At 56.6% G+C, this 26222-nt stretch carries 24 protein-coding genes and 2 tRNA genes; 20 read left to right on the top strand and 6 right to left on the bottom strand.

The window, feature by feature from the left end; genetic code table 11:
- From ACR0ER_RS09480 to ACR0ER_RS09505, 6 genes are all read left to right on the top strand, one after another.
- The coding region (locus tag ACR0ER_RS09480; RefSeq protein ID WP_480768710.1) for an IS3 family transposase at nucleotides 1–752 on the top strand (752 nt) is incomplete at its 5' end.
- A gap of 111 nt (nucleotides 753–863) precedes the next feature.
- On the top strand, nucleotides 864–1349 hold the full coding sequence (locus tag ACR0ER_RS09485) for a hypothetical protein (RefSeq protein ID WP_480768711.1): 486 nt from the start codon (nucleotides 864–866) through the stop codon (nucleotides 1347–1349).
- Nucleotides 1350–1433: 84 nt separating this feature from the next.
- Nucleotides 1434–1673, top strand: a complete 240-nt coding sequence (locus ACR0ER_RS09490) for a hypothetical protein (protein ID WP_480768712.1) — start codon at nucleotides 1434–1436, stop codon at nucleotides 1671–1673.
- Nucleotides 1670–2335 carry an HNH endonuclease signature motif containing protein gene (locus ACR0ER_RS09495; protein ID WP_480768713.1) on the top strand — a complete coding sequence of 222 codons (666 nt, stop codon included), beginning with the start codon at nucleotides 1670–1672 and terminating at the stop codon, nucleotides 2333–2335. Before ACR0ER_RS09490 ends, ACR0ER_RS09495 begins: the two co-directional genes overlap by 4 nt.
- A gap of 33 nt (nucleotides 2336–2368) precedes the next feature.
- A complete protein-coding gene (locus ACR0ER_RS09500; RefSeq protein WP_480768714.1) occupies nucleotides 2369–2569 on the top strand; it encodes a DNA-binding protein in 201 nt (66 codons plus the stop codon).
- On the top strand, nucleotides 2559–3668 hold the full coding sequence (locus ACR0ER_RS09505; RefSeq protein ID WP_480768715.1) for a site-specific integrase: 1110 nt from the start codon (nucleotides 2559–2561) through the stop codon (nucleotides 3666–3668). The genes ACR0ER_RS09500 and ACR0ER_RS09505 overlap by 11 nt, the downstream gene beginning before the upstream one ends.
- 466 nt (nucleotides 3669–4134) lie before the next feature.
- Here the strand turns inward: ACR0ER_RS09505 and ACR0ER_RS09510 are convergent, their stop codons facing one another.
- Nucleotides 4135–4680, bottom strand: a complete 546-nt coding sequence (locus ACR0ER_RS09510; RefSeq protein WP_010443748.1) for a hypothetical protein — start codon at nucleotides 4678–4680, stop codon at nucleotides 4135–4137.
- 516 nt (nucleotides 4681–5196) lie between these two features.
- Here ACR0ER_RS09510 and ACR0ER_RS09515 point away from each other — a divergent pair.
- The 10 genes from ACR0ER_RS09515 to ACR0ER_RS09560 all read left to right on the top strand — a co-directional run bounded on the left by ACR0ER_RS09515 (nucleotide 5197) and on the right by ACR0ER_RS09560 (nucleotide 17364).
- Nucleotides 5197–5520 carry a hypothetical protein gene (locus ACR0ER_RS09515; RefSeq protein WP_010443746.1) on the top strand — a complete coding sequence of 108 codons (324 nt, stop codon included), beginning with the start codon at nucleotides 5197–5199 and terminating at the stop codon, nucleotides 5518–5520.
- Between the two features lie 268 nt (nucleotides 5521–5788).
- Nucleotides 5789–7558: an adenylate/guanylate cyclase domain-containing protein gene (locus tag ACR0ER_RS09520; protein ID WP_480596057.1), complete on the top strand. Its 1770-nt coding sequence runs from the start codon at nucleotides 5789–5791 to the stop codon at nucleotides 7556–7558.
- A gap of 404 nt (nucleotides 7559–7962) precedes the next feature.
- On the top strand, nucleotides 7963–8889 hold the full coding sequence (locus ACR0ER_RS09525; protein WP_480768716.1) for a class I SAM-dependent methyltransferase: 927 nt from the start codon (nucleotides 7963–7965) through the stop codon (nucleotides 8887–8889).
- 757 nt (nucleotides 8890–9646) lie between these two features.
- The gene (locus tag ACR0ER_RS09530) at nucleotides 9647–10663 is read left to right on the top strand and encodes a GlxA family transcriptional regulator (protein ID WP_480768717.1); all 1017 of its coding nucleotides are present in this window, start codon (nucleotides 9647–9649) and stop codon (nucleotides 10661–10663) included.
- Between the two features lie 131 nt (nucleotides 10664–10794).
- Complete coding sequence (locus tag ACR0ER_RS09535) at nucleotides 10795–11934, top strand: aromatic ring-hydroxylating oxygenase subunit alpha (RefSeq protein WP_480768718.1); 1140 nt, start codon at nucleotides 10795–10797, stop codon at nucleotides 11932–11934.
- The gene (betC, locus tag ACR0ER_RS09540) at nucleotides 11931–13466 is read left to right on the top strand and encodes a choline-sulfatase (RefSeq protein WP_480768719.1); all 1536 of its coding nucleotides are present in this window, start codon (nucleotides 11931–11933) and stop codon (nucleotides 13464–13466) included. Before ACR0ER_RS09535 ends, betC begins: the two co-directional genes overlap by 4 nt.
- Nucleotides 13466–14254, top strand: a complete 789-nt coding sequence (locus ACR0ER_RS09545) for an SDR family NAD(P)-dependent oxidoreductase (RefSeq protein ID WP_480768720.1) — start codon at nucleotides 13466–13468, stop codon at nucleotides 14252–14254. Before betC ends, ACR0ER_RS09545 begins: the two co-directional genes overlap by 1 nt.
- Before the next feature lie 25 nt (nucleotides 14255–14279).
- Nucleotides 14280–15698: a gamma-aminobutyraldehyde dehydrogenase gene (locus ACR0ER_RS09550; protein WP_480768721.1), complete on the top strand. Its 1419-nt coding sequence runs from the start codon at nucleotides 14280–14282 to the stop codon at nucleotides 15696–15698.
- The gene (locus ACR0ER_RS09555; protein ID WP_480768722.1) at nucleotides 15698–16438 is read left to right on the top strand and encodes an SDR family NAD(P)-dependent oxidoreductase; all 741 of its coding nucleotides are present in this window, start codon (nucleotides 15698–15700) and stop codon (nucleotides 16436–16438) included. The genes ACR0ER_RS09550 and ACR0ER_RS09555 overlap by 1 nt, the downstream gene beginning before the upstream one ends.
- Nucleotides 16438–17364, top strand: coding sequence for a 3-hydroxyacyl-CoA dehydrogenase NAD-binding domain-containing protein (locus ACR0ER_RS09560; protein WP_480768723.1), 927 nt, complete (start codon nucleotides 16438–16440; stop codon nucleotides 17362–17364). Before ACR0ER_RS09555 ends, ACR0ER_RS09560 begins: the two co-directional genes overlap by 1 nt.
- Before the next feature lie 11 nt (nucleotides 17365–17375).
- On the opposite strand, the gene ACR0ER_RS09565 is transcribed toward ACR0ER_RS09560, so the two are convergent.
- Nucleotides 17376–18695: an ATP-binding protein gene (locus ACR0ER_RS09565; RefSeq protein WP_480768724.1), complete on the bottom strand. Its 1320-nt coding sequence runs from the start codon at nucleotides 18693–18695 to the stop codon at nucleotides 17376–17378.
- A gap of 44 nt (nucleotides 18696–18739) precedes the next feature.
- Between ACR0ER_RS09565 and ACR0ER_RS09570 the strand changes: the two genes are divergently transcribed.
- Nucleotides 18740–19654: an MBL fold metallo-hydrolase gene (locus ACR0ER_RS09570; protein WP_480768725.1), complete on the top strand. Its 915-nt coding sequence runs from the start codon at nucleotides 18740–18742 to the stop codon at nucleotides 19652–19654.
- 77 nt (nucleotides 19655–19731) lie between these two features.
- Nucleotides 19732–19806, top strand: a tRNA-Asn gene (locus tag ACR0ER_RS09575).
- Between the two features lie 397 nt (nucleotides 19807–20203).
- Here ACR0ER_RS09575 and ACR0ER_RS09580 read toward each other — a convergent pair.
- Both ACR0ER_RS09580 and ACR0ER_RS09585 read right to left on the bottom strand, forming a co-directional pair.
- Nucleotides 20204–20578: a DUF4345 family protein gene (locus ACR0ER_RS09580; protein WP_480768726.1), complete on the bottom strand. Its 375-nt coding sequence runs from the start codon at nucleotides 20576–20578 to the stop codon at nucleotides 20204–20206.
- 17 nt (nucleotides 20579–20595) lie between these two features.
- Entirely contained in the window at nucleotides 20596–21519 is a 924-nt protein-coding gene (locus ACR0ER_RS09585; protein WP_480768727.1) for an SDR family NAD(P)-dependent oxidoreductase, read from the bottom strand.
- Nucleotides 21520–21630: 111 nt separating this feature from the next.
- Between ACR0ER_RS09585 and ACR0ER_RS09590 the strand changes: the two genes are divergently transcribed.
- Complete coding sequence (locus tag ACR0ER_RS09590) at nucleotides 21631–22578, top strand: LysR family transcriptional regulator (RefSeq protein WP_480768728.1); 948 nt, start codon at nucleotides 21631–21633, stop codon at nucleotides 22576–22578.
- Between the two features lie 153 nt (nucleotides 22579–22731).
- Nucleotides 22732–22806: transfer RNA gene (locus ACR0ER_RS09595), tRNA-Asn, on the top strand.
- 11 nt (nucleotides 22807–22817) lie between these two features.
- Here ACR0ER_RS09595 and ACR0ER_RS09600 read toward each other — a convergent pair.
- Together ACR0ER_RS09600 and pgi are read right to left on the bottom strand one after the other, a co-directional pair.
- The gene (locus ACR0ER_RS09600) at nucleotides 22818–24437 is read right to left on the bottom strand and encodes a long-chain-fatty-acid--CoA ligase (RefSeq protein WP_480768729.1); all 1620 of its coding nucleotides are present in this window, start codon (nucleotides 24435–24437) and stop codon (nucleotides 22818–22820) included.
- 173 nt (nucleotides 24438–24610) lie between these two features.
- The gene (pgi, locus tag ACR0ER_RS09605) at nucleotides 24611–26221 is read right to left on the bottom strand and encodes a glucose-6-phosphate isomerase (RefSeq protein ID WP_480768730.1); all 1611 of its coding nucleotides are present in this window, start codon (nucleotides 26219–26221) and stop codon (nucleotides 24611–24613) included.
- Between the last annotated feature and the right edge of the window lies 1 nt (nucleotide 26222).

A 26222-nucleotide genomic window follows, 5' to 3' on the forward strand; every position in this document is an offset into this window, starting at 1 on the left:
GCAGCTCCATGCAATACCAGGCCGTAGAGAAGAACGATGATGCTCTTCGACTGGCCATGATCCGTCTGGCCAAGAGCTATGGCCGGTATGGCTACCGTAAGGTGGCGCAGCTACTTCGGGTCGAGGGCTGGCGTGTCAATCACAAGAAGATAGAACGGCTGTGGCGGGAGGAAGGTCTGCAACTCCCGCAGCGGCACAAGAAGAAGCGTCGCCTGTACCACAAGGACAGCTCGATCATTCGACTCCGACCGACGCATCCTAACCATGTCTGGAGCGTCGATTTCGTTCACGACAAGCTGAGCAATGGGCGGAGCTACAAGATGCTCACGGTTTTGGATGAATACACCCGCCAGGCGCTCGCAGTGGAAGTTCGGACCCGCATGGGTTCTGAAGATGTGCTGGAGGTTCTCTACGGGCTGTTCCTGCGCCACGGAAAGCCTGATTTCGTTCGAAGCGATAACGGCCCAGAGTTCTCTTCACGGGCAACCCAGAGTTGGCTCGAGAAGGTCGGTGTGAACCCGATCCGGATCTACCCGGGCTCTCCCTGGGAGAACGGATACAACGAGAGGTTCAATGGAACGCTCCGCCGCGAGGTTCTCAATTCCGAATGGTTCACAACGACCAAGCAGGCACAGATCGTGATCAATTGCTGGCTCAGGCAATACAACCACACCCGACCGCATCAGGCCCTCAACATGCGCCCACCAGTCCCCGAAACTCTAGTCCGAGATGGCCCAGAACAAGGGGGCTAGACAGGGTGCCGATCACAAAGCAATCCTTCGCACGGTCTCTGAGGAAAGCGGGTTCTCATACGAGGACCTTCGGACAGCCGTAATCGATGCCTCCACCGTGAGGGCCAACTGATGTCTGTCGACCTGCTCAATAGCCGCCCCTTGCCCACCGAGATCGATGGGCGCTGGTGGATGCCAATGGAATACACCGAGCAGGTCGAGGACGCTCTGCGCGAGGACATGCGCGAGAAAGCCGCCCTGCGCGGCTACATGGCCGAGATCAATAAACTCTGGAAGAACATCCCCGAAAAGTTTGACAGTGCGCCGTGGGCAAAGTCTGCGGACGCCTTCCGCAAATTCGGGCTGATCAAGACCGGATACTGCGACGTCTCGATTGATTGCTACGCAACAACAGAAGACGCAATCAGAGCAGCAGCGCGGATCGGATACATGGCCCGTATGGCGCATGGCTTCGCAATCACCCGCGCCAAGGGTGACACCGTGGAGTGCATCACCCCCCACAGCCAAAGCCTGAAAGACATGGGCAAGGAAGAGTTCAAGGCGTCGAAAAACGCTGTTCTCGACTACTGCCACGGGATCGTCGGGGTGATCGAATGACCGCGCGCCGTATGTCCACCTGCTCACGTCAAGGGGGCATGGCCGATCTTTGACCAATCAATTCACCAGCACGAGGGCACGACAATGAAGAACAAACTCGGAGATCTGAATAACCATCTGTTCGCGCAGCTTGAGAGACTGTCAGAGGAAACCCTGACGGCTGAGCAGATCGAGCAGGAAGTCAAACGTGCCGGCGCAATGGTCGACGTCGCTGACAAGATCACTGGCAACGCCGAATTGCAGCTGAAGGCGGCAAAACTCTACGCAGAGCATGGTGAGAAAATCGTCGGCCACCTGCCCCAAATCGGAAAGAGCGTAGAATGAAGGGGCGGCAAATCCACTATAGCGCCGAGGAACTGGCGTGGATCGAGGCGAACAAAACGAAGGTTCGCTGGAAAGCGCACGCCGAGTTTGTCGGGAAGTTCGGACGCGATGACGTATCGTTGACGAATTACAACGCTCTCTGCAAGCGCAAGGGTTGGATGACAGGAAGGACGGGCCAGTACGAGCCAGGACGCACGCCGGAAAACAAAGGCAAGAAGATGCCCTACAACGCGAACAGCGCTGCCACTCAGTTCAAGAAGGGTCAGGTGCCACCTAACCGGGTTCCGATGTGGACTGAGAGGATAGACAAATACGGGTACATCGAAATGAAAGTACCGTTGGTTAACCCGCACACCGGCCACTCAACCCGGTTCATGCACAAGCATCGCTATCTTTGGGAAAAGGAAAACGGTCCGCTGCCAGAAGGCCGTGCGCTCAAATGCCTGGATGGGGATCGCACCAACACGGATCCGTCGAATTGGGAGGCCGTACCGCGCGCCCTCCTGCCACGTCTGAGTGGCCGTTGGTGCCTCGGCTATGACGATGCTCCTGACGATCTGAAACCAACCCTTATGGCAACGGCGAAGCTCAAGCACGCCATGAACGAAGCGGTGAAAAATGCCCCCCCCGTCCTCGGTGAGGGCGCAAGGCCGCGCACCTAGGACCGACTACAACGAACGACATAAGGAGGCGGAATGAGCTTTCAGTTTCCACCAAGACTTATGCAGGCAAAGGCGGCCGCGTACTATTTGGGGGTGTCGACCTCCAAGTTTTACGGCCTCGATCTGCCGTGCAGAATCGACGGTGGAAACAAGTTCTACGATTTCGCCGACCTTGACGCCTACGCTGACAAACTCCCCTATGAGAAAGAACCAGAGAATCTAAATGAGTGGTGATGTGGTAAAATTGGGGTATGACGGGCTTCTGATCGAGCCCATGAAATCAGGGAACATGCGTTACCGGGTTCGGGTTCGAGGCGACAAGAGGCGCCGCATAACGCTGCCAGTAGGCCCGGAACACCCCGAGTTTCATCAGATCTACCTTGCCGCCCGTGAAGGCGTGAAGATCGCCCCCAGCGAAAGCCACTCAGGCGCGAGCCGTGGCACTTTGGAATGGCTGGTCGATGAATACCTTGCTAACCTGGCGCAACAGGTCGACAAGGGTCAATCCTCCCCCTTGACGCTCAAACAGCGCAGAAGCTATCGCCCCCTTCTGCTGGAACACACAAGTTCAACTGGTAAGAGCGTCGGTCGAAAGTATGCCGGCCTCCCTGCCGAAATGCCCGCGCACGAATTGATCCTTTTCCGTGACACGTTGATGGGCACGCCGGGTAAGGCAAAGAACGTGTTCAAGTTCCTGAAAGCCATGTTCAAATGGGCGGGTGAACGCGGCTACTGCCAGACCAACCCGGCCGCCACCATCAAAGTCGAATACAAGAACCAGGGCGGCGCAATTCCGTGGACGCTGGAAGACCTCAAAAAGTACCGGGAGAAGCACCCGCCGGGAACAATGGCACACCTGACTTTGACTGTGTTCATGTTCACCGCCTGTAGGATCAGTGACGCGGTTTGGCTGGGGCGCAGTCAGGAGAAGACCGTAAACGGTCAGACGTGGCTTGGATGGCAGCCCAGAAAGAAGGGCTCTAAATACGTCGAACTGCCCATGCTCGGGCCGCTGCTGACCGCCACTCGCGCGCAGAAGGTTGTCGGCCCGACCTATATTTTGAATGACCACGGCAAGCCATTCGCCACCCCCGAGGCATTGCGAAACAAGTTCAAGGATTGGTGCGTCGAGGCGGGCCTGCCCGACCGATCAAGCCATGGCATCCGGAAGGCAGCGGGACATCTCCTCGCCCTTCAAGGTGCCACCCAATACGAGATCATGTCCATCCACGGACACGCCCAAGCAAGCACATCCGAGGTCTATACCGAGAGCGTCGAGCGCATAAAACTGGCGGAAATGGGCGCGTCCAAACTGGCCAACATGGACTGGTAGTCACTCAGGAACGACTTCTCAGTGAATTTTCAAACAGAAGAAAACTATTCGGGATTGCTCGCATTTAATGAACGTCAGGCGAACCTGGTCCAACCGACATAGTGTAACCATTAGTGAGGTGATCGCTCAGCATCAGATGGCGCCCCAAGCCGAACTGTCCTTATCAAATGATATTGGCTTCGAGCCGTAGATGCGTCCGACGACGCACTGCAGAAAACGTCTGCAATGAGCCCAAAGCGGCCTATTGTGATCCATCGCGTGCCGGATCGATACGGTGGCAGAGACCATTGTATGACCTCAGCCTTATCCCTTTTTGGAAGGCGGGTTTTCTCCACCTTTCGACGCCCAATTTGGACCAACAATGCTAAGAGCTTTGGGGGGGCGGAAGCTGTGGGACGAGTTGTTCCATTGGTGGCGACATAAGAAACAACAGGTACGCCTTATGAGGTTGCGCTGCGGACGACGCCTATTTTTCAACAATTCCCACAGCGAGACCTTCCGTGAAGCTCAGAGCTACTCTGTCTCCCGGGCTAAGCTGTTCAACAAACTCACGACCAACATCCGTTTCAACCTCGATCATTTGTTCCGTGCCGCTGCTGTCCGTCACAGTGGCGATTGAGCTCGCGGCGTCGAAGGAAACAAAAGTCAGAATTAACGTAACCATCGTTCCGGCAGCCACGCCCGGTGTTGATCCCTCTGCAACCTGGGCTTCCAATTCAACCATACTGTCAACCTCGCCGGGGAACGCCATGCTTGCAGCTACCCCCAGTGTGTAAACCGCTTTGACTGTGTCGCCTTCTTCAATTTGGTCGAAGTTTACGACTTCCGGTCCCGCAACAATGGTCTCTTCTTCGCCCGTCTCTGAGTTTTGCAGCACGATAAGGCGAGTGTCCGGATCGACCGACTTAACTGTCGCATCGGCTTCGATGGTCACGCTGCGCTCAGCTGTTTGAGCGAAACTGAGCGCGGGCAAAATCAAGAAAAATGCGGACGCAAGAAGTTTGATTAGCATGTCTTCTCCTAATGAGATTGATGATGGAAGTCTGCAAAGTAGCACACAGTTTCGCAGGATAGCCAAACGTTGCCACACCGCTTCGCAGTTTCAAAGATGTTTGTCAGTCAGCATCAGCAAGGACCGAAGTTCTCGAGCATCAGATTTCCACCAGAGCGCACACGTAATCTTGAGTGCTTGGGCGGACAACGCTTCAGGTTTCGGTCTCTTGCTTGCCATTCTTGGTCCTCCGTTTCCTAAATATAGCAGTGGACCAATTCAGTTGGGGAAGCTCATACAAGGCTGACCGAACCGAGCCCTTTTCAGACTTTGGGTCAGGCGCAGCATCCGTTTCGAAGGCGGGTATCAGCTATTCGCTTCATCTGAATAAGCAATACTCTTACCGGCTTTCACTTCGCTAAAATAAAGTAATCGGCTTCACTGATGCGACATAATACGCATGCTAAAATCCTACGCAGAGAATGTTGGTTCATGAGAGGTGCGCGGTTTTTTTGCGCACGGTGAAGGATTTGAAACATGGAGCTTCTGGCGTTGAAACCACTGGCCTTGGCCGTCTTGGCGGCAGTGGGGTATGGCGTTGCAACCATCGGAATGAAACTGGCCTCAGCCGAATGGACGGCGGTGGCGCTCGCTCTGATCATTCTGGGTTTTCTTGCCGCCACCCAGTCCGAGGTGGTGCTGATGCGCACAGTTCCACTTTCCGAGCTGTATCTAATAATAATTGCGCTCGAGACGCTGATCGTACTGACCTACGCCTACAGTATCGGCGAAGGGCTAGAGCCGCGCGATTGGACAGGCGGCGCGCTCATATTTGCGGGGCTCGCGATCGTCTCGCACTGACCGGACATGGGGTGGCCGGCGCGATACGCTACGCTCGGGCCAACGATGACTTGTTTGCCCAATGGGGCCGGGAGCAATTTCTAAGTGTTCTGACGGCAACGGCGGGTATGTCCGCGTTGCGGTCATTCCCTAAGTCCGTCTCGAACGGCTGCTTCGAGTTCAGAGTGGTCAAAATTTTCTGCTATGGTGTGCCCGACGTCTGAAACTTTAGGTATCGGGACAATTGTATGATTTAGTCCCGACAACAAATTACCAATGAAGGTTTTCGATGGCACGCAGGCTTGCAGCAATTCTCGCCGCTGATATGGTCGGATACTCGCGGTTAATGGCAGCCGACGAACCGGGGACAGTCGAACAACTGAGAATCCGCCGTCGGCTGTATTTCGAACCCGAAATAAGTCGCTTTAGTGGTGAAATTGTCAAACTTACAGGTGATGGTCTACTTGTGATTTTCGACAGTGTCGTGAACGCGGTAGAAGCCGCAGTGGCCATACAAAATTCCCTGACTACAGCGAACGCGGACGTGCCTAGTAAAAGTAGAATTGACTTTCGCATTGGTCTTCACGTCGGCGACGTGATCCTTGGCGAGGATGATATCTATGGCGACGGTATAAATGTCGCCTCTCGACTGGAAGCTCTCGCAGAACCAGGTGGCGTAATAGTGTCCGACGACGTATATCGCCACGCGCGGGGAAAGACTGATCTTTCATTTGTTGACTTAGGCGAACTGGAATTGAAGAACATTCCCGAAGCTTTGCGCTGTTACAAGATCAGTCCGTTTGACAAAGCTGAATCCACTCTGTCGCTAACGGGGAAGTTTTCTTCCGACAAACCTTCGATCGCAGTGCTGCCATTTCAGAATATGTCAGCAGACCCGGAGCAGGAGTATTTTTGCGATGGTGTCGGCGAGGACGTAATTACCGAGCTTTCCAGGTTTCCCGAACTATTCGTGATCGCGCGAAACTCATCTTTTTCGTTTAAGAATAAAACGATAACTCATAACGATATCGCGCGCGAACTTTCGGTCCGCTACATGTTGGAGGGAAGCCTCCGACGTGCTGCGAACCGTGTGCGCATCACAGCTCAGTTAATCGAGTGCGAGACAGGCACACACATTTGGGCAGAACGCTACGACCGTAGCGTTGAAGATATATTTGAATTGCAGGATGAGATCACCAGCAGCGTGGTTGGCGCTATTGCACCGCAAATAACTCAGGCCGAGCTCGAACGGGCCAGTAGAGAGCGAAACATTCAGTTCAGTTCCTACGATCTTGCGCTTAGAGCAATGGCGCTTTTCCATGAAGGCGGTTTTTCGAGTAACGAGGGATACGAAGCTGTTGTGACCACGGCACAGCGAGCCCTGGATATTGACCCTCGCAATGCGCTGGCGCATTGGATTCAGGCTTACGCACACACGATGCGCTATCTCTTTCAGGTCGATGAGAAACCTGAAGACATGCTGAAACTGGCTCAAAAAGCTGCCGATGCTTTGTTCCAGCGCGATCGATTGGATCCTCGCGCCCTTACAATTCGGGGCATGATCAGGCATTTCCAGCAGGCCTATGATGAGGCGACCGCGGATTTTCAACGTGCGTTCGAACTCAATCCGAATTTCGCGCTGAACATTTTTTTTATGGCCTGGCACGAGTCTCTTGTTGGGCGTACCGATGAAGCAAAAATGCATGCAAAGCTAGCGCTGCGCCTGTCCCCGAGAGACGCAGATGTCTGGGTCGGCGATGCATATCTTGCTTTGGCTCAATCTCATTTCGCAGAAGGAGATTTCGAAAAGGTTCAGGAGTGGGGCAAACTTGCTGTACAATTCACCCCGCGAGCTCCAATTCGGCGGGCTTTGCTAATTGCCAGTGCGGCCCATCTTGGTCGGCCAGATGATGGAATTGTCCATGCCGAGGCATTGGCCAGTTTCGCACCAACTTTTTTGGACAGTATCGTTTCTGGGCGCCTCTCTCTTTACCGCCAACCCAAGCACAATGCCCTTCTGATTGATGGGATTGTGAAGTCGGGTTGCAACCTTACTTAGATTCCGCGTTGGTCGGCGGATAATTCTTGAGTGACCGCTTCTTGTTTCTTTACAGAACCAGAGGTTACCCCGCGCAGCCAATGGCTGCTCTGTCCGCACAGCCGCTGTTGATTACGTCACGGCAGGCCGAATGCCCCTCAGAATTCGACGGATGACCGCTTCGAGCCCAATGTGTCGAATGCTGTGCTTTGCTCGAATGTCCGAAAAGTGGAACAGTCCAGACAGTGAACAGACGTCGCCATGAAGTAATGCGGTCCAGAACAGCAACTTCTGCAATCTTTTCAGGACCTGCAAGCCTCAATCAGGGCATTGGAAGCTTCACGGGAGTAGACCATCCGTCTTTGACACGGACTAGAATAGATGATCTCTAAAACTTTAGATAATAAAGTCGTGGGGAATTCGCCGTGTTCTACGTCCCGGAAACAGCCCAACCCGGCTTGAGCCGAACGGCTCTTGGCGTCTGTGCCTTTTGCGCGATGGTGAATAGAAATCCGGCCTATCGCGATGTCTTTTACGATCCTTTTGCAGAGCGGCTGTTTGCTGAGGGGGCGGTCGATGGTCAGCGCATTCTACACGGATTGACCGACTGGCCATCCGTGCTCACTTTCGCAGACGAAAATGGTATAGCTCGGCGACTTGTCGCCCACGTTTTGTGGCGCAAGACTTTCATGCAGAGCCGGGCTGAACAAGCTGTGGCCAACGGCGCTCAACAAATCGTAGTCCTTGGTTCCGGACTTGACACAATTGGGCTGCGCTTGTCCGGCAGCTATAGCCAAGTCCCTGTTTTTGAAGTTGATCGGCCTGAAACGATAGCCGCCAAACGCGTGCTGATTTCCCGCAATTTCGGTGTTCCGCCGAATATCCGCTATACCGCAGTGGATTTTGCACGTGAGACGACACTGAATAAACTTTTGGAACTCGGCTATGACCACAACGCCGGTACCGTATTCATCGCCGAAGTCTCGCTGGAATATGTTCCGCCAGCTGAGGTCGCAAAGGTCTATCAGATGGTTAGGTCCAACCGGTCGCCTGCGACCCGTTTCCTGACAAGTTATGCGTCCACCGCCAGTGCCTCTCAATCGATGGGCGAAACAGACGGCATCGGAAATGCCGTCGCGGGGGCGGGAGAACCGTTCCTGTTCAATGTGGCTCCCGACGAGGTATCCAGCTTTGCTTCTGAGCAGGGCTTTTCCGTACTCGATCACCTTTATGGCAGCGCGCGCATCGGCGACTACATCGCGGCGCTCGGCCTAAGTGCCGAGATGATGGACTTTCCCATGAAACAACTTGACGCCTCTTCGTTTTCTCTTTGTCAGTTGAAGCCTGATTGAGTTCTGCGAAACAGCGAATTGTGAAGGTGTGTTTCATCAAGTTTTAGATAGCTGTTTCATTCTGTTGGTACCGCGAAAATAGGCGCAGCGGACATTCAAAGCGGCGCGAAGAACGGCAGCAATGTCCGCAGACCGGACGTCGAAGCCTTATTTCGCGCTGCTGCGTCGCCGCAAGTCCGATTTGACCCGTTGCTGCCTATTCGCTGGGGCGCTGCTAATGTCAGGTGCGCAAAACAACTCGAAGGAACAGGGGAAGACCAAATATCATCACGGCTCATTCCACTATTGCATCGAAACCGCGTCTGAGGCGTGCAAAGAAATCCTCATGAAAAGTCGAAATCGGATAAACCGTATCTGGCTCTTCAAGAAAAAAAAGACCGCACTGAAATTGCGAAGACACCAGCTGAGGATCTCAGTAGTGTTTCACCAAAATTGCATGCTGCGCCGCTGCCGAAACTCCGGCAACCGACGATGCAACGAGCAATTCCGACGGTTCAAACAACAAAAAAAATCAGGCAACCAGAAACCAAAAGCTAGCTAACAAAGTGATCGAGGTGTCCCACGGGGTGTTCCGCCGTGGGACACCAGCGTTGATAATAAACAATAAAATCTGGAAATCCGCAGTCCTGCCGGGCCTACCAAATCCTCGCCTTTTGTGATGGTCTTACCGATCCGCGAAATCGCTTCGGTGCTTGCGTCATCTCCCCAAATCGCTTTCCTTTTGATCTGAAGGAAATGCAAACAAGGGCAACAGGACATGGTTGAGACGATCCGGCGCACAACCCGCATAGCCGTGATCGTTGCGCCCAGCTTCAACATGTCGGCTACTATGGGCTTTATCGATCCATTCCGGGCGGCCAATTACTTAGATGGCCGCCCCTATTTCAAATGGGAGTTCGTATCTGAATCTGGTGGTCTCTGCGTATCCAGCAACGGTGCAGGAATTGAGACCAAGGCGCTGACTGACCTCAGCCCCGAGCGACCCGAGATCGCAATCGTCTCGACCAGTTGGAATCCCGAAAAACACCTGACCGACAGGCTGGGCGGTACGTTGCGTCAATGGGCTCGATCCGGCGCGACACTAGGTGCATTGGACACAGGCGCGTTTGTACTGGCACAGGCTGGGTTGCTGAAAGGTCGGCGCGCGACTGTTCATTATGAACATATCGACGCCTTCCAGGAGCTTTACCCGGATATCGAAGTCGTCGAGAATCTCTATGCGCTGGATGGCAACCGAATCACCTGTTGCGGCGGCGAGGCCTCGGTAGATTTCGCGCTGCAGATATTGCAGGGAATACATGGCAGCGCGCTGGCCAATGCGGCAGCGCGGTATATCTTCCATGACCGCCTCCGGGGGCCCGTCTCGATGCAGCAACCTGAAGGCAGTGAACCGCTGGGAACTTTGGTACCGGCCACTTTGAAAACGGCCATTCAGGTAATGGAAGCGCATCTGGAAGATCCCCTGCCCATCCCTGAAATCTGCCAACACGTCGGGATCTCACATCGCCAACTCGACCGGCTGTTCGCAATTTACATCAAGAAAACCCCTGCTCTCTATTATCGCGACATCCGGCTAGATCGCGCCCGCGGTTTAGTCACACAGACCGATCTACCAATTGCTGAGGTCGCTATCGCGTCGGGGTTTGCCAGTCAGGTTCATTTCAGCCGGTCCTACAAGGACCGCTTTGGGCTGCCACCCAGTCAGGACCGGACCGAGGGCCGCGTACCGTTCGAATACCGCGCCTGGCCAATGCATCGGAAACCAAAAACGTGAGCCTACTGTATGGCGCAAATAGTTAAACTGCTGGCGTAAAAAGTTTAGCGTCTCAGCACGTTTCCAGGGATCATACCTCCAGCAAGCCAACACTCCGGGCCAAACCCGGACGCGTCATGTGGAGCCCCGAAATGAGCGCGCTACCCTCCAAAGAGCAATTCGACCGGATTTCCGACGGGTTCAGCCCTGACCCGTTCAACACCCAATCCTTGAAGGCCGAGGCCTATGTAGATCCGGCGTGGCATCAGGTGGATCTGAACGATATACTCGCCAAAACGTGGCAATGGGTGTGCCATGTCGAAAAGCTCCGCGCGCCGGGGTCCTATGTGACGGTAGAGATTGCCAACCGTCCCATTGCCGTGGTGCGCGACCGCGAAGGCACGCTGCGCGCCTTCTACAACGTCTGCAAACACCGCGCCCATCACCTATTGTCTGGCGAGGGCGAAACGACCCGCATCATGTGCCCCTACCACGCCTGGGTCTACAAGCTGGACGGCCAACTGGTGCGCGCGCCGGAGACTGAAAGCCTAACCAACTTCAGCACCAAGGACATCTGCCTGGATCAGGTGCAGGTCGAGGAGTTCGCGGGCTTCATTTATGTCAATCTCGATCCGGACGCGCGGCCTCTGCGCGAAGTTTCCGGCAATCTGGAGACCGAGATCCGCCACTGGGCACCGGATATCGAAAACCTGACCTTTGGTCACCGCCTGACCTATGACATCAAGTCGAACTGGAAGAACGTCGTCGACAATTTCCTCGAATGCTACCACTGCCCGACCGCGCATAAGGACTTCTGCGATCTGGTGGACATGGATACCTACAAAGTGACGACCTACGGCATCTATTCCAGCCATATGGCTGAGGCGGGCAAAGGCGCGAACACCGCCTATGACGTGTCGAATGCGACAGTGCGAACCCATGCAGTTTGGTGGCTGTGGCCTACGACCTGTCTAATGCGTTATCCGGGGCGGTCGTCGATGATCGTACTGAACATCATTCCGGTCGGACCAGACCGGACTCTGGAAACCTATGATTTCTTCCTAGAAACCCCTGAACCGGACGAGGCAGAACTGGAGGCGATCCGCTATCTCGACGAGGTGCTGCAGCGCGAGGATATCGATATCGTCGAAAGCGTGCAGCGTGGCATGAGCACACCAGCCTTCACCCAAGGCCGCATCGTGCATGACCCGAACGGCTCGGGCAAATCCGAACACGCGGTGCATCACTTCCACGGGCTGGTGCTGGACGCCTACGCGCAGGCAGCGCCGTGAGGCGGCCGAATATCGTTGTGGTCATGGCTGACCAACTGGCGCCGCATTTCTGCGGTGCTTACGGCCATCCAACGGTGAAAACGCCCCACATGTACGCACTGGCCGCGCGCGGGATGCGGTTCGACGCAGCCTATTGCAACTCGCCGCTCTGCGCACCGTCGCGCTTTGCCTTCATGTCCGGGCAATTGATCAGTCGGATCGCAGCCTATGACAATGCCAGCGAATTCCGCGCCTCGGTCCCGACCTTTGCGCATTACCTGCAGGTCTTGGGCTATCGCACCTGCCTGTCCGGCAAGATGCATTTCATCGGCCCCGACCAAAAACACGGATTTCAGGACCGCGTGACTACTGACATCTATCCTTCGGACTTCGCCTGGACCCCGGATTGGGAGGCTCCGGACGAACGCATCGACAAGTGGTATCACAACATGCAGACGATCAAGGAAAGCGGTGAGGCCATCGCCACCTTCCAGACCGACTACGATGATGAGGTCGAATTTGCCGCCCGCCGCTGGTTGATCGACCGTGGGCGCGACCGGGCTGCGGGCGATGAGGCTCCGTTCTGTCTGGTCGCCAGTTTCATTCACCCGCATGATCCGTATGTCGCCAAACCGGAATGGTGGAACCTTTATTCGGACGACGACGTTCCGATGCCAGAATTCACCCTGACGCCCGAGGAACAGGACCCGTTCTCGCGCCGCGTGATGGACGGGATCGAGGCGAGCTATGTCCCTTTGACCAAAGAAGAGGTCCATCGCGCCCGCCGTGCCTATCTCGCCAATGTCAGCTATTTCGACAGCAAGCTGGGCGCGATGGTCAAAACGCTTGATGAGATTGGAGAGCTGGACAACACCATCATCATCGTCACCGCCGATCATGGCGACATGCTGGGTGAGCGTGGGCTGTGGTACAAGATGAACTTCTTTGAACACTCTGCTCGTGTGCCGCTGATCATGGCCGGACCGGGCGTCGCACACGGCACCGCTTCAAACGCCTGCTCACTGCTCGATCTGTTGCCGACATTCGTGGAAATCGCTGGGGGCAGCAAGGCGATGTTCGGAGAACCCGTGGACGGCCGCTCTCTGATGCCGCTGGCGAGCGGAGAGGTTGATCCTGTGGACGAAGCCATTGGCGAGTATTGCGCTGAGATGACACCCTACCCTGTCTTCATGATCCGGCGTGGGCCGTTGAAATACATCCACTGCGACCCGGACCCACCGCAGCTTTATGATCTGTCCATTGATCCACTGGAAAAAAGGAACCGCGCGACGGACCCAGACTACGCGGATCATGCCTCACACTTCGCTACTCGCGTTTCACAGCGCTGGGACAGTGAGAAACTACGCTCGGACATCATCGCGACGCAAAAATCCCGCCGCGCCCTGCACGCCGCGATGGAGGCCAATCCGGGGGAAAGCTGGGACTACAACCCGCCACGTGATGCCTCTCAGGACTATGTGCGCAATCACGTGGACTGGACTGTTGCGGCCAAACGCTATCGCTATCCACCATTGAAGGAAGCCAACGAATGATGCTGAAAGGCAAAACTGCCCTAGTCACCGGCGGTCGCGGCGGCATTGGGCGCGCTATCGTGGCCCGGTTTCTGCGTGAAGGCGCGCGGGTCTACGCCGCTGACTTGACCCCCGAAGGATCTCTGGCCGCGCATGACGACGACGGCAGCATCTTTGTCAAACTGGACGTGACACAGGAAGCGGACGCCATTGCGGCTGTGGAACAAGTCGCACAGGACACGAGCCAGTTGGATATTCTGGTCAACGCCGCAGGGATCGAGATCGAAAAGACCATCGAGGAAACAACATTAGAGGAATGGAACCTTTCTTTCGCGGTCAACGTCACCGGCACATTCCTGACCTCGAAACACGCGCTGCCGCTGATGCGGAAGGCAGCGAGCAACAGCACGGCGTCGATCATCAATTTCGGCAGCTATGACGGGTTTATCGCAGATCCCGGTCTCGCCGCTTATTGCGCCACAAAAGGCGCGGTTCATGCGCTGACCAAAGCGATGGCCTGCGATCATGGTCCCGAAGGTATCCGCGTGAACGCGATCTGCCCCGGCTATGTCGACACCCCTATGTTGCAGAGCTTTTTCACCGGTGATGGCTCAGGCGGTGGCGGTAAAACTATCGATCAGTTGCAGCAGGCCGTGCGCGATGTGCACCCGATGCGCACCTATGGGACGCCGGACGACATAGCCAATCTGGTCAACTGGCTGGCCTCAGACGAGGCGCGTTATGCCAGCGGTCAGCTATGGGTACTGGACGGCGGACTGAGCGCGCAGGTTCAGCAGATGAAGCTATGAGAATTCCGGGCCGACGGGGGAAGACATGCAGACAAAGATGCTGATCAACGGAGAGATGGTCGCCGGCAATGGCGAGGCACTGCCGGTTTTGGACCCGGCCACGGGTGAAACCGTCGCGCAGGTGCCCGAGGCCACGCCTGAACAGGTCGAGGCTGCGACACGCGCGGCGCATCAGGCGTTTGAAACCTATCGCCTGAGCACGCCCTCTGAACGGGCCGTGTATCTCAACGCAATTGCCGAAGTGATCGAAGAAAACATTGAGGAACTGGCCGAACTGGAAACGCTGGACGTCGGCAAACCCTGGCCCATGGCCCGGGATGAGGAAATGCCGCTGACAATCGACACGTTCCGCTTCATGGCTGGTGCTGCGCGTACCATGACCGGATCGGTCGCCGGGGAATACGCGGCGGGCCATACCTCGATGATCCGCAAGGACCCGATTGGCCCAGTTGCCTCAATTGCACCGTGGAACTATCCCCTGATGATGGCGGCATGGAAGATCGCAGCCCCGTTGGCGGCGGGGTGTAGCATCGTAATGAAACCTTCCGAGATCACACCTCTGGCCACATTGCGGTTGGCGGAACTGTTGGCCGATGTTCTGCCCAAAGGCGTACTGAATGTGCTGCATGGCCGTGGGGCGTCTGTCGGGGACCAGCTGATCAACGACCCGCAGATCGAAGGCATTTCTGTCACCGGCTCGCCCGCCACCGGGATGGCAGCGATGCGGGCGGCCTCGAACCAGATCCGCCACGTGCATCTGGAGCTTGGAGGCAAGGCTCCGATCATCGTGTTTGATGACGCTGATATCGACGCGGTGGCGGAAACGATCCGCTATGGCTCATTCTTCAATGCGGGTCAGGACTGTGCCCAACCTTGCCGGGTGATGGTACAGGACGGGGTGTACGAAAAGCTTGTTACCGCCGTCTCGGATCAGGTCAGCCAGATCAGGATCGGCGCGCCCAAGGCCGAGGGCACCGAAATGGGTCCCATCGTATCGGCCAACCAAAGGGATCGCGTCGCAGGCTTCGTCGACCGCGCACGTAGCAGTTGTGAGATCGCGGTAGGCGGACAGGTTGCAGATGGTCCCGGATTTTTCTACCAGCCGACCGTTGTGGCCAATGTCGACAACGATGCCGAGATCGCGTGCAGTGAAATCTTTGGCCCGGTCGTCACCTTGTCGCGTTTCTCCGAAGCCGAAGACGCCCTGAGGATCGCCAATGCCGGACGCTATGGTCTGGCCTCGTCGGTCTGGACAAAAGACGTCTCGACCGCGATGAAAATGACCGCTCAGCTACGGTATGGGATGACCTGGGTGAACACGCATGGGATGCCTACAGCGGAAATGCCTTGGGCCGCAATGAAGGGTTCCGGCACCGGCTGTGACATGTCGGTCTATGCGCTGGATGCCTATACCTCAGTGCGGCATGTGATGGTGGCACACTGATGCGATTGGCTGGGAAACGAGCACTGGTGACCGGTGGCCGCCAAGGTATAGGGCGCGGTATTGTCGAGGCCTTCCTGCGCGAAGGTGCAACCGTCACGACCTGCGGGCGGGGCCCACGCCCGGATGGGCTGACGGACAGCGTGATTTGGTTTCCGCTGGATGTCACCAACGCCGACTCTGTCGAGGAACTGGCGATTGCAACAGACGGGACAGACATTCTGGTTAACAACGCAGGCGTTCAGGTTGAAAAGACGGTGGCCGACAGCACCGACGCCGATTGGGACGCGGTGATCGGCACCAATTGCCGGGGCGTTTTCAACATGTGCCGCGCCTACATCCCAAGGATGCCCAAAGGCGGATCAATCATCAATATCGGCTCAATCTCGGGTCAGGTCGCCGACCCTTCGATGGCGTTGTACAACGCGTCAAAGGCGTTTGTACATGGGTTGACCCGGTCAATTGCGGTGGATCATGGCCCACAAATTCGCTGCAACGCGATCTGCCCCGGCTGGATCGAAACGGGAATGCTGGACGCCGGTTTCGATCTGGCAACCGACCCCAAGGCCGCGCGGCAGGACGCTCTGGCCCGCCACGCCACGCACCGCTTTGGCAGGCCCGAGGATATCGCCAGCATGGCGGTCTGGCTGGCCTCGGACGAGGCTGGATTTGCCACTGGGCAATTGTTCACCGTGGATGGCGGCCTAACGGCAGCTTCTCCTCTAAATCCGGGGATTTTCTGATGGAGTTCTCACACACGGCCTGTTTAGGCGGCGGCACCATCGGCGCCAGTTGGGCAGCACTGTTTCTCGCCTCGGGGCGTTCGGTGGCAATGTTCGACCCAGGTCCAGACGTTGAACGCAATGTACGGACCTACATCGAATCCGCTTGGCCCACGATGACCGAGCTTGGGCTGACCGCCCAGGGCGCCCCCGACGCCATCACGTTTCACAGCAGCGCAGCTCAAGCGGTCGAAGGGGCGGCGTTCGTGCAGGAAAACGTCCCCGAACGCCTGCCGATCAAACACGCCACTTTTGCCGAGATTGAGCCCGCTTTAGCCCCCGATTCCATTGTTGCCAGCTCTGCCTCGGGGCTGACACTCAGCCAGATGCAGCCGGGGTGGAACGACCCTGCGCGGTTCGTTCTGGGCCACCCGTTCAACCCTCCGCACCTGATCCCTCTGGTCGAGGTGCTGGGCAACGCGCGCACCGCCGATGGCGTAGTTGACGCGGCTGAACGTTTCTATCAGGCGGTTGGCAAAACAACGATCCGCCTGCACAAAGAGGTCCCCGGCCATGTCGCCAACCGCCTTCAGGCCGCAATCTGGCGCGAGGCGATCAGCCTCGTTGTTTCGGGCGTCGCCTCAGTCGAGGATGTGGACAAGGCCGTCTGGGCCGGACCCGGACTGCGCTGGGCGGCCATGGGACCGACCATGCTGTTCAACCTTGGCGCAGGCGAAGGCGGGTTGCAGGCATTTTGCGACCACTTCAGGGACACGTTCAACGGTTGGTGGGACGATCTGGGCCAAATCCATCTGACTGATGAGGTCACCCGCGTTCTGACGCAAGGGGTCGAGGCCGAAGCCGCGGGAAAATCGCCGACCGAACTGGCCCGGTCGCGGGACGCCCTGATTGTCGCCATGCAAAAGTCGGTTGCCGGATTGCGGTAATCGCCGCAGCATCAGCGCCCGATGATGATATCCGCGCAGAGCCCACCCAGACGCTCGCTCTTGCTCAGTCGCAGCACACCGCCGTGCGCGCGCGCGATATCCGAAACGATGGCAAGGCCCAGCCCGACACCGGTGCCCTGATTCTGATTGCGCGCTGGATCAAGGCGCGAAAAGGGTTTCACCGCCTCGGATCGTTGTTCCGGTGGAATGCCCGGCCCGTCATCCTCGACCCGAAAACGAACGGATTTGGGCGTGATCGACAGGCTGACGTCAGCACGCTTGCCGTATCGCACCGCGTTTCCGATCAGATTCTCCACCGCGCGCCGAATGGCGGTGGGCCGCAGCATGGCCGTCCCCTCGCCTTCAACTGAGATCAAATCGGCCTCATACCCGGCTCGACGCGCATCCTTGACTATCTGTTGCAGCAAAGCCTTAGGCTCAACGGTTTCCGGGGCTCCTTCGGCCGCACCTCGCGAGAATTCAAGGAAAGCGTCCAGCAGCAACTGCATCTCGTCAACGTCTTGCTGCAGGGGCGCGGCCTCATCCTCGGGCAACATCGACAAACCCAACTTCAGGCGCGTCAATGGGGTTCTGAGATCGTGGCTCACCCCCGACAACATCATTGTGCGCTGCTCCATCTGGCGTTCAATCCGGGCGCGCATGTCCAGAAAGGCGCTGCCCGCCGCGCGCACCTCAATGGCCCCGCCCGGCGAATACGGCACTACCCGGCCACGCCCAAAGGCCTGCGCCGCCTCGGCCAAACGGGTGATCGGACGCAATTGATTGCGCATGTAGAGAAACGAAATTGTGGTCATTATGACTGCGAAAAAGAGCATCGTCACGATCAACTGATGCGGAGCTACCGGCGACAGGCGGCGGCGATCAAATGTCAACTGAAGCAGGCCCAGGTCAGTCCGCATGTAAACACGGGCCTCTTGTCCGCTGGGTAATGCCACTGTTTCCAGGTCCGGTAGTTGAGCCTGCAGATCGTTTTCGACCTGCGGCGCGATGAAATCGTACCAGCGACGGTGCCCGATCACTGGCTCCTCGTTCACACCCAGAAACCGCGCCGTCATTTCCAGTGCCTGCAAATCAGGCTGAACCGTCTCCAGCGCCTGCTGTTGCGTTTCAGTTGCGTTCACCGCCTTAACCACAAGCATTACTTCGCGAGAGGCAGCCCGCGTCATTTGCGCGGTAACGTCCTCCAAATGTTTCTGCAGGAACGCGATACCAACCACCAACAACAGGACGACGACTGGTAGAACCAGTATCAGCGCAGCACGGGCATAAAGGCTGCGCGGCATATAGGGTTTAAGCCATTGCGTCGACATGCGCTAAACCTAACGGGCTGTTACGACAAGAGAAAGAGCACAGAATGCAAGCTCCTGACGATTTCAACCCGCCCGCCGGTCCCGCCATTGAGCTACAACCCGGTCTGCGTCGTATTCTGGCACCGAATCCTTCGCCCATGACATATCGCGGCACAAATACTTACCTGTTGGGAACCGATGGTCTGGCTGTCATTGATCCCGGGCCGCTTAATGACGTGCATCTGGAGGCGATTCTGGACGCAGTCCAACCAAACCAGCACATCAGTCATATCATCGTCACGCACAGCCATCTGGACCATTCTCCTTTAGCGCGCCCTCTAGCCGAGTGTACAGGGGCACCTGTCTTGGCTTTTGGTGGCCCCGAAGCGGGGCGCAGCGCGGTGATGACCGAACTGGCGCAAGGCGGATTGGTGGGTGGTGGCGAAGGCATCGACACCGCATTTCGTCCGGATGTCGAACTACCCGACGGTTCGCTAATTTCCGGCGACAGCTGGCAGCTTGAGGTAATTCACACCCCCGGACATCTTGGCAATCACATTGCTTTGGGCTGGGGGGAGGTTTGTTTCACCGGCGATCACGTCATGGGATGGGCAAGTTCGCTTGTTTCGCCTCCGGACGGAGACCTGACGGACTTCATGGCCGCCTGCCATCGCCTGGCCGCGCGCGACTGGGCAGTTTTTCACTCAGGACACGGTGCGCCGATTCCCAACCCCGCCGAACGATTGAGTTGGCTGATCAAACACCGCCTGACGCGTGAAGCGCAGATTCTGGCAGCGCTGGAGGACCAACCCGGCACAGCCAGAGATCTGGCTGAACGAATTTATGTAGATACCCCAACTGCGCTTCTACCCGCTGCAGAAAGAAACGTTTTCGCGCATCTGATTGATCTGGTTGGTAAATCCTTAGTGGCAACCGATGAGATTTTATCCTCCTCGACCCACTTTTATAGGCAGAACTGAGTCCGTCGAACTTTTTTATGAAAACGTCACATTCTTCTCTGGACGGCGAAAATTGGGATTGTTATACGCCCCTCAGTTCCGGCGTAGCTCAGCGGTAGAGCAGTTGACTGTTAATCAATTGGTCGTAGGTTCGATCCCTACCGCCGGAGCCAAATTTCACAGACTAAATCAAATATTTAGTTGAAAACCTCACATTCAAATGAAGGAATGTAGGTCCGTGCTGCCAGTTTGTTGCCACGAATAAGGTGGCAATGAAGTGATAACAGCTCTTAGAAAAGCAACCACCCAGCCAACAATTATCTGTTATCGATTGACTTCAAGGCAGACCAAAACGGTAGATCTATTGAACATAGACTGCCTCTAAGCTTATTTTACAGCACTTTTCGCGAACGTCCGAAATCGAGAAAAGTGGTCGTTTACTGCCGCCCGACCGAGGGGCTGCTATGCGGGACAAAGCCGGAATTGCTCGAATGTCCGCTCGAGAGCTTGATGATGGGCCGATTGGACGGCGGCTTCAACCTAGCCGCCATCCATCTGCTTCAAAGTCGATTAGATGGAGAGCTGGTAGTAGGCTGATAGCAACACCGCGATAATCACAAGTTCAACGACCAACGGGGGCAGAACAGCCTTGTCAAATCCGTCCGCCAGAATTCCGACAATACGCCCGACAGCAACAACCGCCATCAGAATCGCGACAGCCAGATAGCCCAGTGTCTGCCCGGTGGTCAGACCGATCACCAGCAATGCCACTGAGGCCAGAAACAACCCGCCAATCACCGAACGGATCGTGCTGAGCCCGGCGGTTCCCACCGGCTCGATAGCAAAGTTGGCGACCATGCGCCGGGGTGCAAACATCGACATGATACCGAGACCAGCTAGCATGAGGGTTGCGAGGATGACCAAGATGTTCAGTGTGGTTTCCATTTTGTTTCTCCTTTGAATCAGGCGAACTGGCGTAGTGCCTGGTTCGCGTTGTCCTGAGTGGTGATGTCTGACAGAGCCCCATCCATGCTGGCTTGATCCACGACTGGCCCGGTGGGATAGCCCGTTTGACTGGCATAGAAGTGGCCGGTCTTGAATTCCGGATTCAGCAACCCGTCCAGATACCGTTTTGCCCCGGCCTCAACGCTGTGCATCATGCCAAACAATGGCATCAGCACACCGCCCACATGTTTGAAGACAATGCGTTTCATAAGTGGCAGGTCGTCAAAGCCCGCAGTTCCGGCTGTGCCTCCGGGGCTCATGGTGACAAAGCGAATATGGGGATGCTGGCGCGCCATCGCCCCCATCCACAGGGTCGCTGTGAGCTTGGCATAGCCGTAGGTCTGCATCGGATCGCCCTCTGGGCCGAATTTGCTGCCGTCAGCGATTGACTTGAACTCGTCCACTGTTCCATCGGACAGCTCGGGGCGGTGCATACCCATTTTGGGAATGCCACGAGCAGCCTCAGACCCAGCGTAAAGGATAGTGGAAGTCACCAACTGGCGTTCCAGCAACGCGTTTACCAGCACGACATGGCCCAGTACATTTGTTGCGAAGATGTGGGTTACGCCATCGCTGGTGAGGCTATTTGGGTTCTGCCCGCCCGTTCCACCCGCATTCAGGATTATAGCGTCAATCGGGGTGGAAAGTTCGGCCACAGCGGCGCGAACCGAAGCCGGATCAATAACGTCCATCAAGACAACTTCAAAAATCTTGCGTCCGGTTTCATGTTCCAGCGATGATTTCGCAGCCTTGGCTTTGGTTGGGTTGCGGCAGGCCAGATAGACCTTGGATATGCCTTTCTGAAACGCAAGTTGCCGGGCCGCTTCTCGGCCCAGTCCGGCATTTGCGCCGGTTATCAATACAGATTGTATCTGGTTCATCGGGTAGGGTCCTTGGGTTTAAGTTCGACAGGCCCAAGGTAGGCTGGTCAGTAAATGAACTGTAGATGGGTAATTGTGGACAGCATGCTTCAATTATGAAACACAGGTTTCATGTCGATCAAGGAAAGCCACTCTCTCAACTGGGATGATTTGAAGTACTTTCTTGCTGTTGCACGAACTGGAACATTGCGGGGCGGTGCTGATAGCATTCAGGTCAACCACACGACATTGACCCGGAGACTTTCAGTTTTGGAGGAACGTGTTGGAAGTCGCCTCTTTGATCGCTCCAAGCAAGGATTGGTTCTGACACAGCTTGGCGAAGACCTGATGCCATATGCAGAGCGTGTTGAGGCTGAAATGACCGCTGCGTCTCGGGTGATTGTTGGCCGGGACGCGCAGCCAACGGGCACGGTATACGTTACGCTGCCCCATGGTCTGGCGATGACATCGCTTATGGATGATTTCGCCGCCTTCGCTGACCTCTACCCAGACATTACCCTCAACATGAACTTCACCAACGACATCCGCGATCTGACACGGCGCGAAGCAGATGTCTCGCTGCGCATTGCCAATGACGTGACTGATGACGTGGTAGGCAGAAAGCTGGTTCAAATGTCTCAAGCCGCCTATTGCACCAGAGAGTACGCCGAGAAAATCAGCGACAACGGCGGAGAAGGGCTGCATTTTATCGGTTGGCATGAGCCGGAAGAGGCAATTACGGCAAATTGGATCAAAGACAGCTACTACCCTAAAGCTCAGCTCAGGCACCGTGTTTCAGAACTTGTGCCCCTGATCACATTGGCTGCCTCCGGTCTCGGCATGGCCTATCTTGCGTGCAATCTTGGCGACCGCCATCCTGATCTGATCCGCGCGCCCTTCCAGAAGCCGATTCCGTACCGGAGCATCTGGCTGTTGCTGCATCGCGACCTTCGGAACACCGCACGGGTCCGGCTATTTGTTGATTTTCTAGCTGAACAGGTAAAATTAAGGCGTAACGAGTTCTGGGTCTCGGGAACAGCGCGCTCAAATAGCGGTCATTCGCTGCGTCTCAGCAAATGAGCAGGTTGGGCTCAAAGAGGCCGTTGGCTGTGCTGTATTGGAAGGTCCGCTTTGAGGCGCTGCTGGATCAGATGCGAGGCCGTGAACTTTACCCACAAAAAAGCTTTTTGCATCTAGACCTCCACTTTGACTGTTGATACACGCTCCCTCAGTTCCGGCGTAGCTCAGCGGTAGAGCAGTTGACTGTTAATCAATTGGTCGTAGGTTCGATCCCTACCGCCGGAGCCAAAATCTTTAGATCAGCCCACCAAGGCATCCTTGAAATCTGCCCGCAAGCTTCGCTTCAGAACCTTGCCAGTGGCGTTCAACGGCAGTGCATCTACGAACACAACCTTGTCCGGCACCTGCCACTTGGCGATTTTGCCGTCATAAAAGGCCAGCACTTCCTCTTCGGTAGGCTCTTCACCTTCGGCCCTGACCGCCACCAGTAAAGGGCGCTCATCCCATTTCGGGTGGGGCACGCCGACCACAGCAGCCGTCGCTAAGCTGGGATGCGCAACGGCAATATTTTCCAGTTCAACGGAACTGATCCACTCGCCCCCGGATTTGATGATGTCCTTGGATCGGTCGCGTATCGTCATGTATCCATCAGGGTCAACAGTGGCGACATCTCCGGTGGCGAACCAACCATCCTGCAATAGCTCCTGATCCTGCATTTGAAAATAACTGTCCAAAACCCAGTATCCGCGCACCAACAGATCGCCCTGAGTTTCGCCGTCATGCGGCAAGTCATTGCCATTGTCGTCAACGATCTTCAACTCGACACCATAGCAAGGTCGCCCCTGACTTTCTCTGAGCTTGTGTTGCTCTTCCAATGGCAGGTCACGGTGCTTTGCCAGAGGTTGGTTTGCAGTGCCCAGTGGGCTCATCTCGCTCATGCCCCATGCGTGAACGGTATCGACCCCATAGTTTTCGCGGAACGTTTCGATCATAGACGGCGGACATGCGGCCCCGCCAATCACCGTGCGTTCAAGACTGTCAAGTTTACTGCCAGACTGTTCGGCAAACGTGAGCAGGCCCTGCCAGATCGTTGGCACACCCATAGCCAAAGTAACTCGGTATGTGTCGATCAGATTCACCAGTGCCTCACCATGCAGGTCCGGCCCCGGCAGAACCATTCGAGAACCCGACATGGCGCAGGCATATGGTGACCCCCAGGCGTTGACATGGAACATTGGGACCACTGGCAAGACCACATCCAGCGCGGAAAACCCGATTACGTCACGGGTGTTTGCGCCAAAACTGTGCAGCACGGTCGAGCGATGCGAATACAGCACCCCCTTGGGGTTCCCGGTGGTGCCGGACGTGTAGCAAAGGCTGGACGCAGTGTTTTCGTCAAAGCTGGGCCATTGGAAATCCGCGTCACCGGTTTCGATCAGGTCGTCATAGAACTGAACGCTGGGGATCTGGACAACCGCGTCTTCATTCCGCGGTCCCATCAGGACAAAATATTGAACTTCAGTCAGATGCTCCTGCAACGCGGCCACCAACGGGATGAAGGTCGCATCGAAGAACAGCGCCCGATCCTGCGCGTGGTTGATGATATAGGTTAGCTGCTCGGGGAACAGGCGCGGGTTGACCGTATGGCAGACGAACCCTGCACCCGAAGTTGCGAAATAAATCTCAAGATGCCGCCGGTTGTTCCAGGCCAAGGTCCCGATCCGCGCCTGTGGCTCCAGCCCCAGCTTGGTCAGGGCCGAAGCCAGTTTCCGCGCGTTTTTCGCCACGCCCGACCAATTTGTCTCGGTCACCGTACTGTCGGTTTCGACCGAGTAGATTTCTGTCTGACCATGGTAATTTTCGGCGTGATTGATCAGCGACGAGATCAGCAAAGGCTGCGTCATCATCTGTCCCAGCATGGGCATCCTCCCTTTGGTGGCCCCGAGGCGGCGCCATTTATTACCTGCCCCGGAGTTTATGAATGCCCGGGGTCTAAAGGCTTTTCCTTGGGACGAATCCTGCCAATCATTTAATTTTCTGACAACAAAAGATTACAGCCCGCCGCTGCGGCAGGCCGCTGATAAACCCGAACTTAGTCCCGGTGACGCATCGCATAGGCGACCAGCGCGGCGGTCGAGCCATCCTTGTCGTCCGCGCTTTCCTCGCCGTCCACAATCGGGCCAAGCGAGGTTGCCAACTCTTTGCCCAGTTCCACACCCCACTGGTCGAACGAGTTGATCCCCAACAGCACCCCTTCGACAAACACGCGGTGTTCGTACAGGGCAATGATCTGGCCCAGCACAAATGGCGTGAGTTTCGGGTAGATCAGGGTGGTGGACGGTCGATCGCCCGAGAACACGCGATGACGGGCCTGCCGTTCCAGCTCGTCGCCTTGCAGGCCTTTGTCCGCCATGCGCTGCCGCGCCTCGTCCAGAGACCGACCACGCATCAACGCCTCGGACTGGGCCAGGCAATTGGCCAACAGCAGGCGATGGTGGTGGGCGAGTTCAGGCTCATGCCCCTCGGCGGCGACCATAAACTCGCAGGGGATGACATCGGTGCCCTGATGGATCAGTTGATAAAATGCGTGCTGGCCATTGGTGCCGGGCTCGCCCCAGACAACCGGGCCGGAGGGCATGTTCAGCGGACTGCCATCCATGGCAACTGATTTGCCATTCGATTCCATCTCAAGTTGTTGAAAATAGGCCGGAAGGCGCAGCAGGCGTTGGTCATAAGGCAGAACCGCGCGGCTGGTGTGACCCAGAACTTGCCGGTGCCAGATGCCGACCAGCGCCAGCATCACCGGCATATTCTCGACCCAGTTCGCGGCCCGGAAGTGTACATCCATCGCCTGTCCGCCGCGCAGAAACGCGTCAAAAGCGTTCGAACCTACCGCGATCATCACCGGCAGGCCTACAGGGCCCCAGACCGAATAGCGCCCACCAACCCAGTCTGCAAAACCAAACACACGGTCTTCGGGGATGCCAAAAGCTTCGGTTTTGTCCACAGCGCTGGACACGGCGGCGAATTGTCTGGCCGGGTCGCCACCGCCATCCATCATCCAGGCTCGCGCGGTACGGGCGTTGGTCATGGTCTCAATGGTGGTGAACGTCTTGGACGCCACGATCACAAGCGTCCGCATCGGATCAAGTTGGCGCAGCGTATCGGCGATATGGGCACCGTCCACATTGGACACGTAGTGCAGCCTTGGGCCGTCGTGATACGGAGACAGAGCATGGGTCGCCATCACCGGCCCCAGATCAGACCCGCCAATGCCGATATTCACCACATCGGTAAAGCTGCCCCCTGCCCCGACGATCGCACCGCCGCGCACCTCTTCGGCAAAGACCCGCATCCGTTGCAGCGTGTCCAGCACTTCGGGCATCACATCCAGACCGTCAACCTCAACCGGGCCACCATCAAGGTTGCGTAGCGCTGTGTGCAGCACCGCACGCCCTTCGGTTTCGTTGATCTTGGCACCCGAGAACATCGCCTCACACCGCTCGGCCAGCCCGGCTGCGTCGCATAGCTCAATCAGCGCGTCACGGATATCCGCGTCGATCTGGGTTTTCGAGTAGTCGAACAGCAGATCACCGGTCGAGGCCGAAAACGCCCCGGCCCGGTTTGCATCCTTGCCAAAAAGGTCAAGGATGGTCTGATCAATCCGTTCAGCGGCCAAAGCGGTGAGTTTATCCAACTGCATC

It is taken from the genome of Ruegeria sp. CH8 (assembly GCF_056536985.1).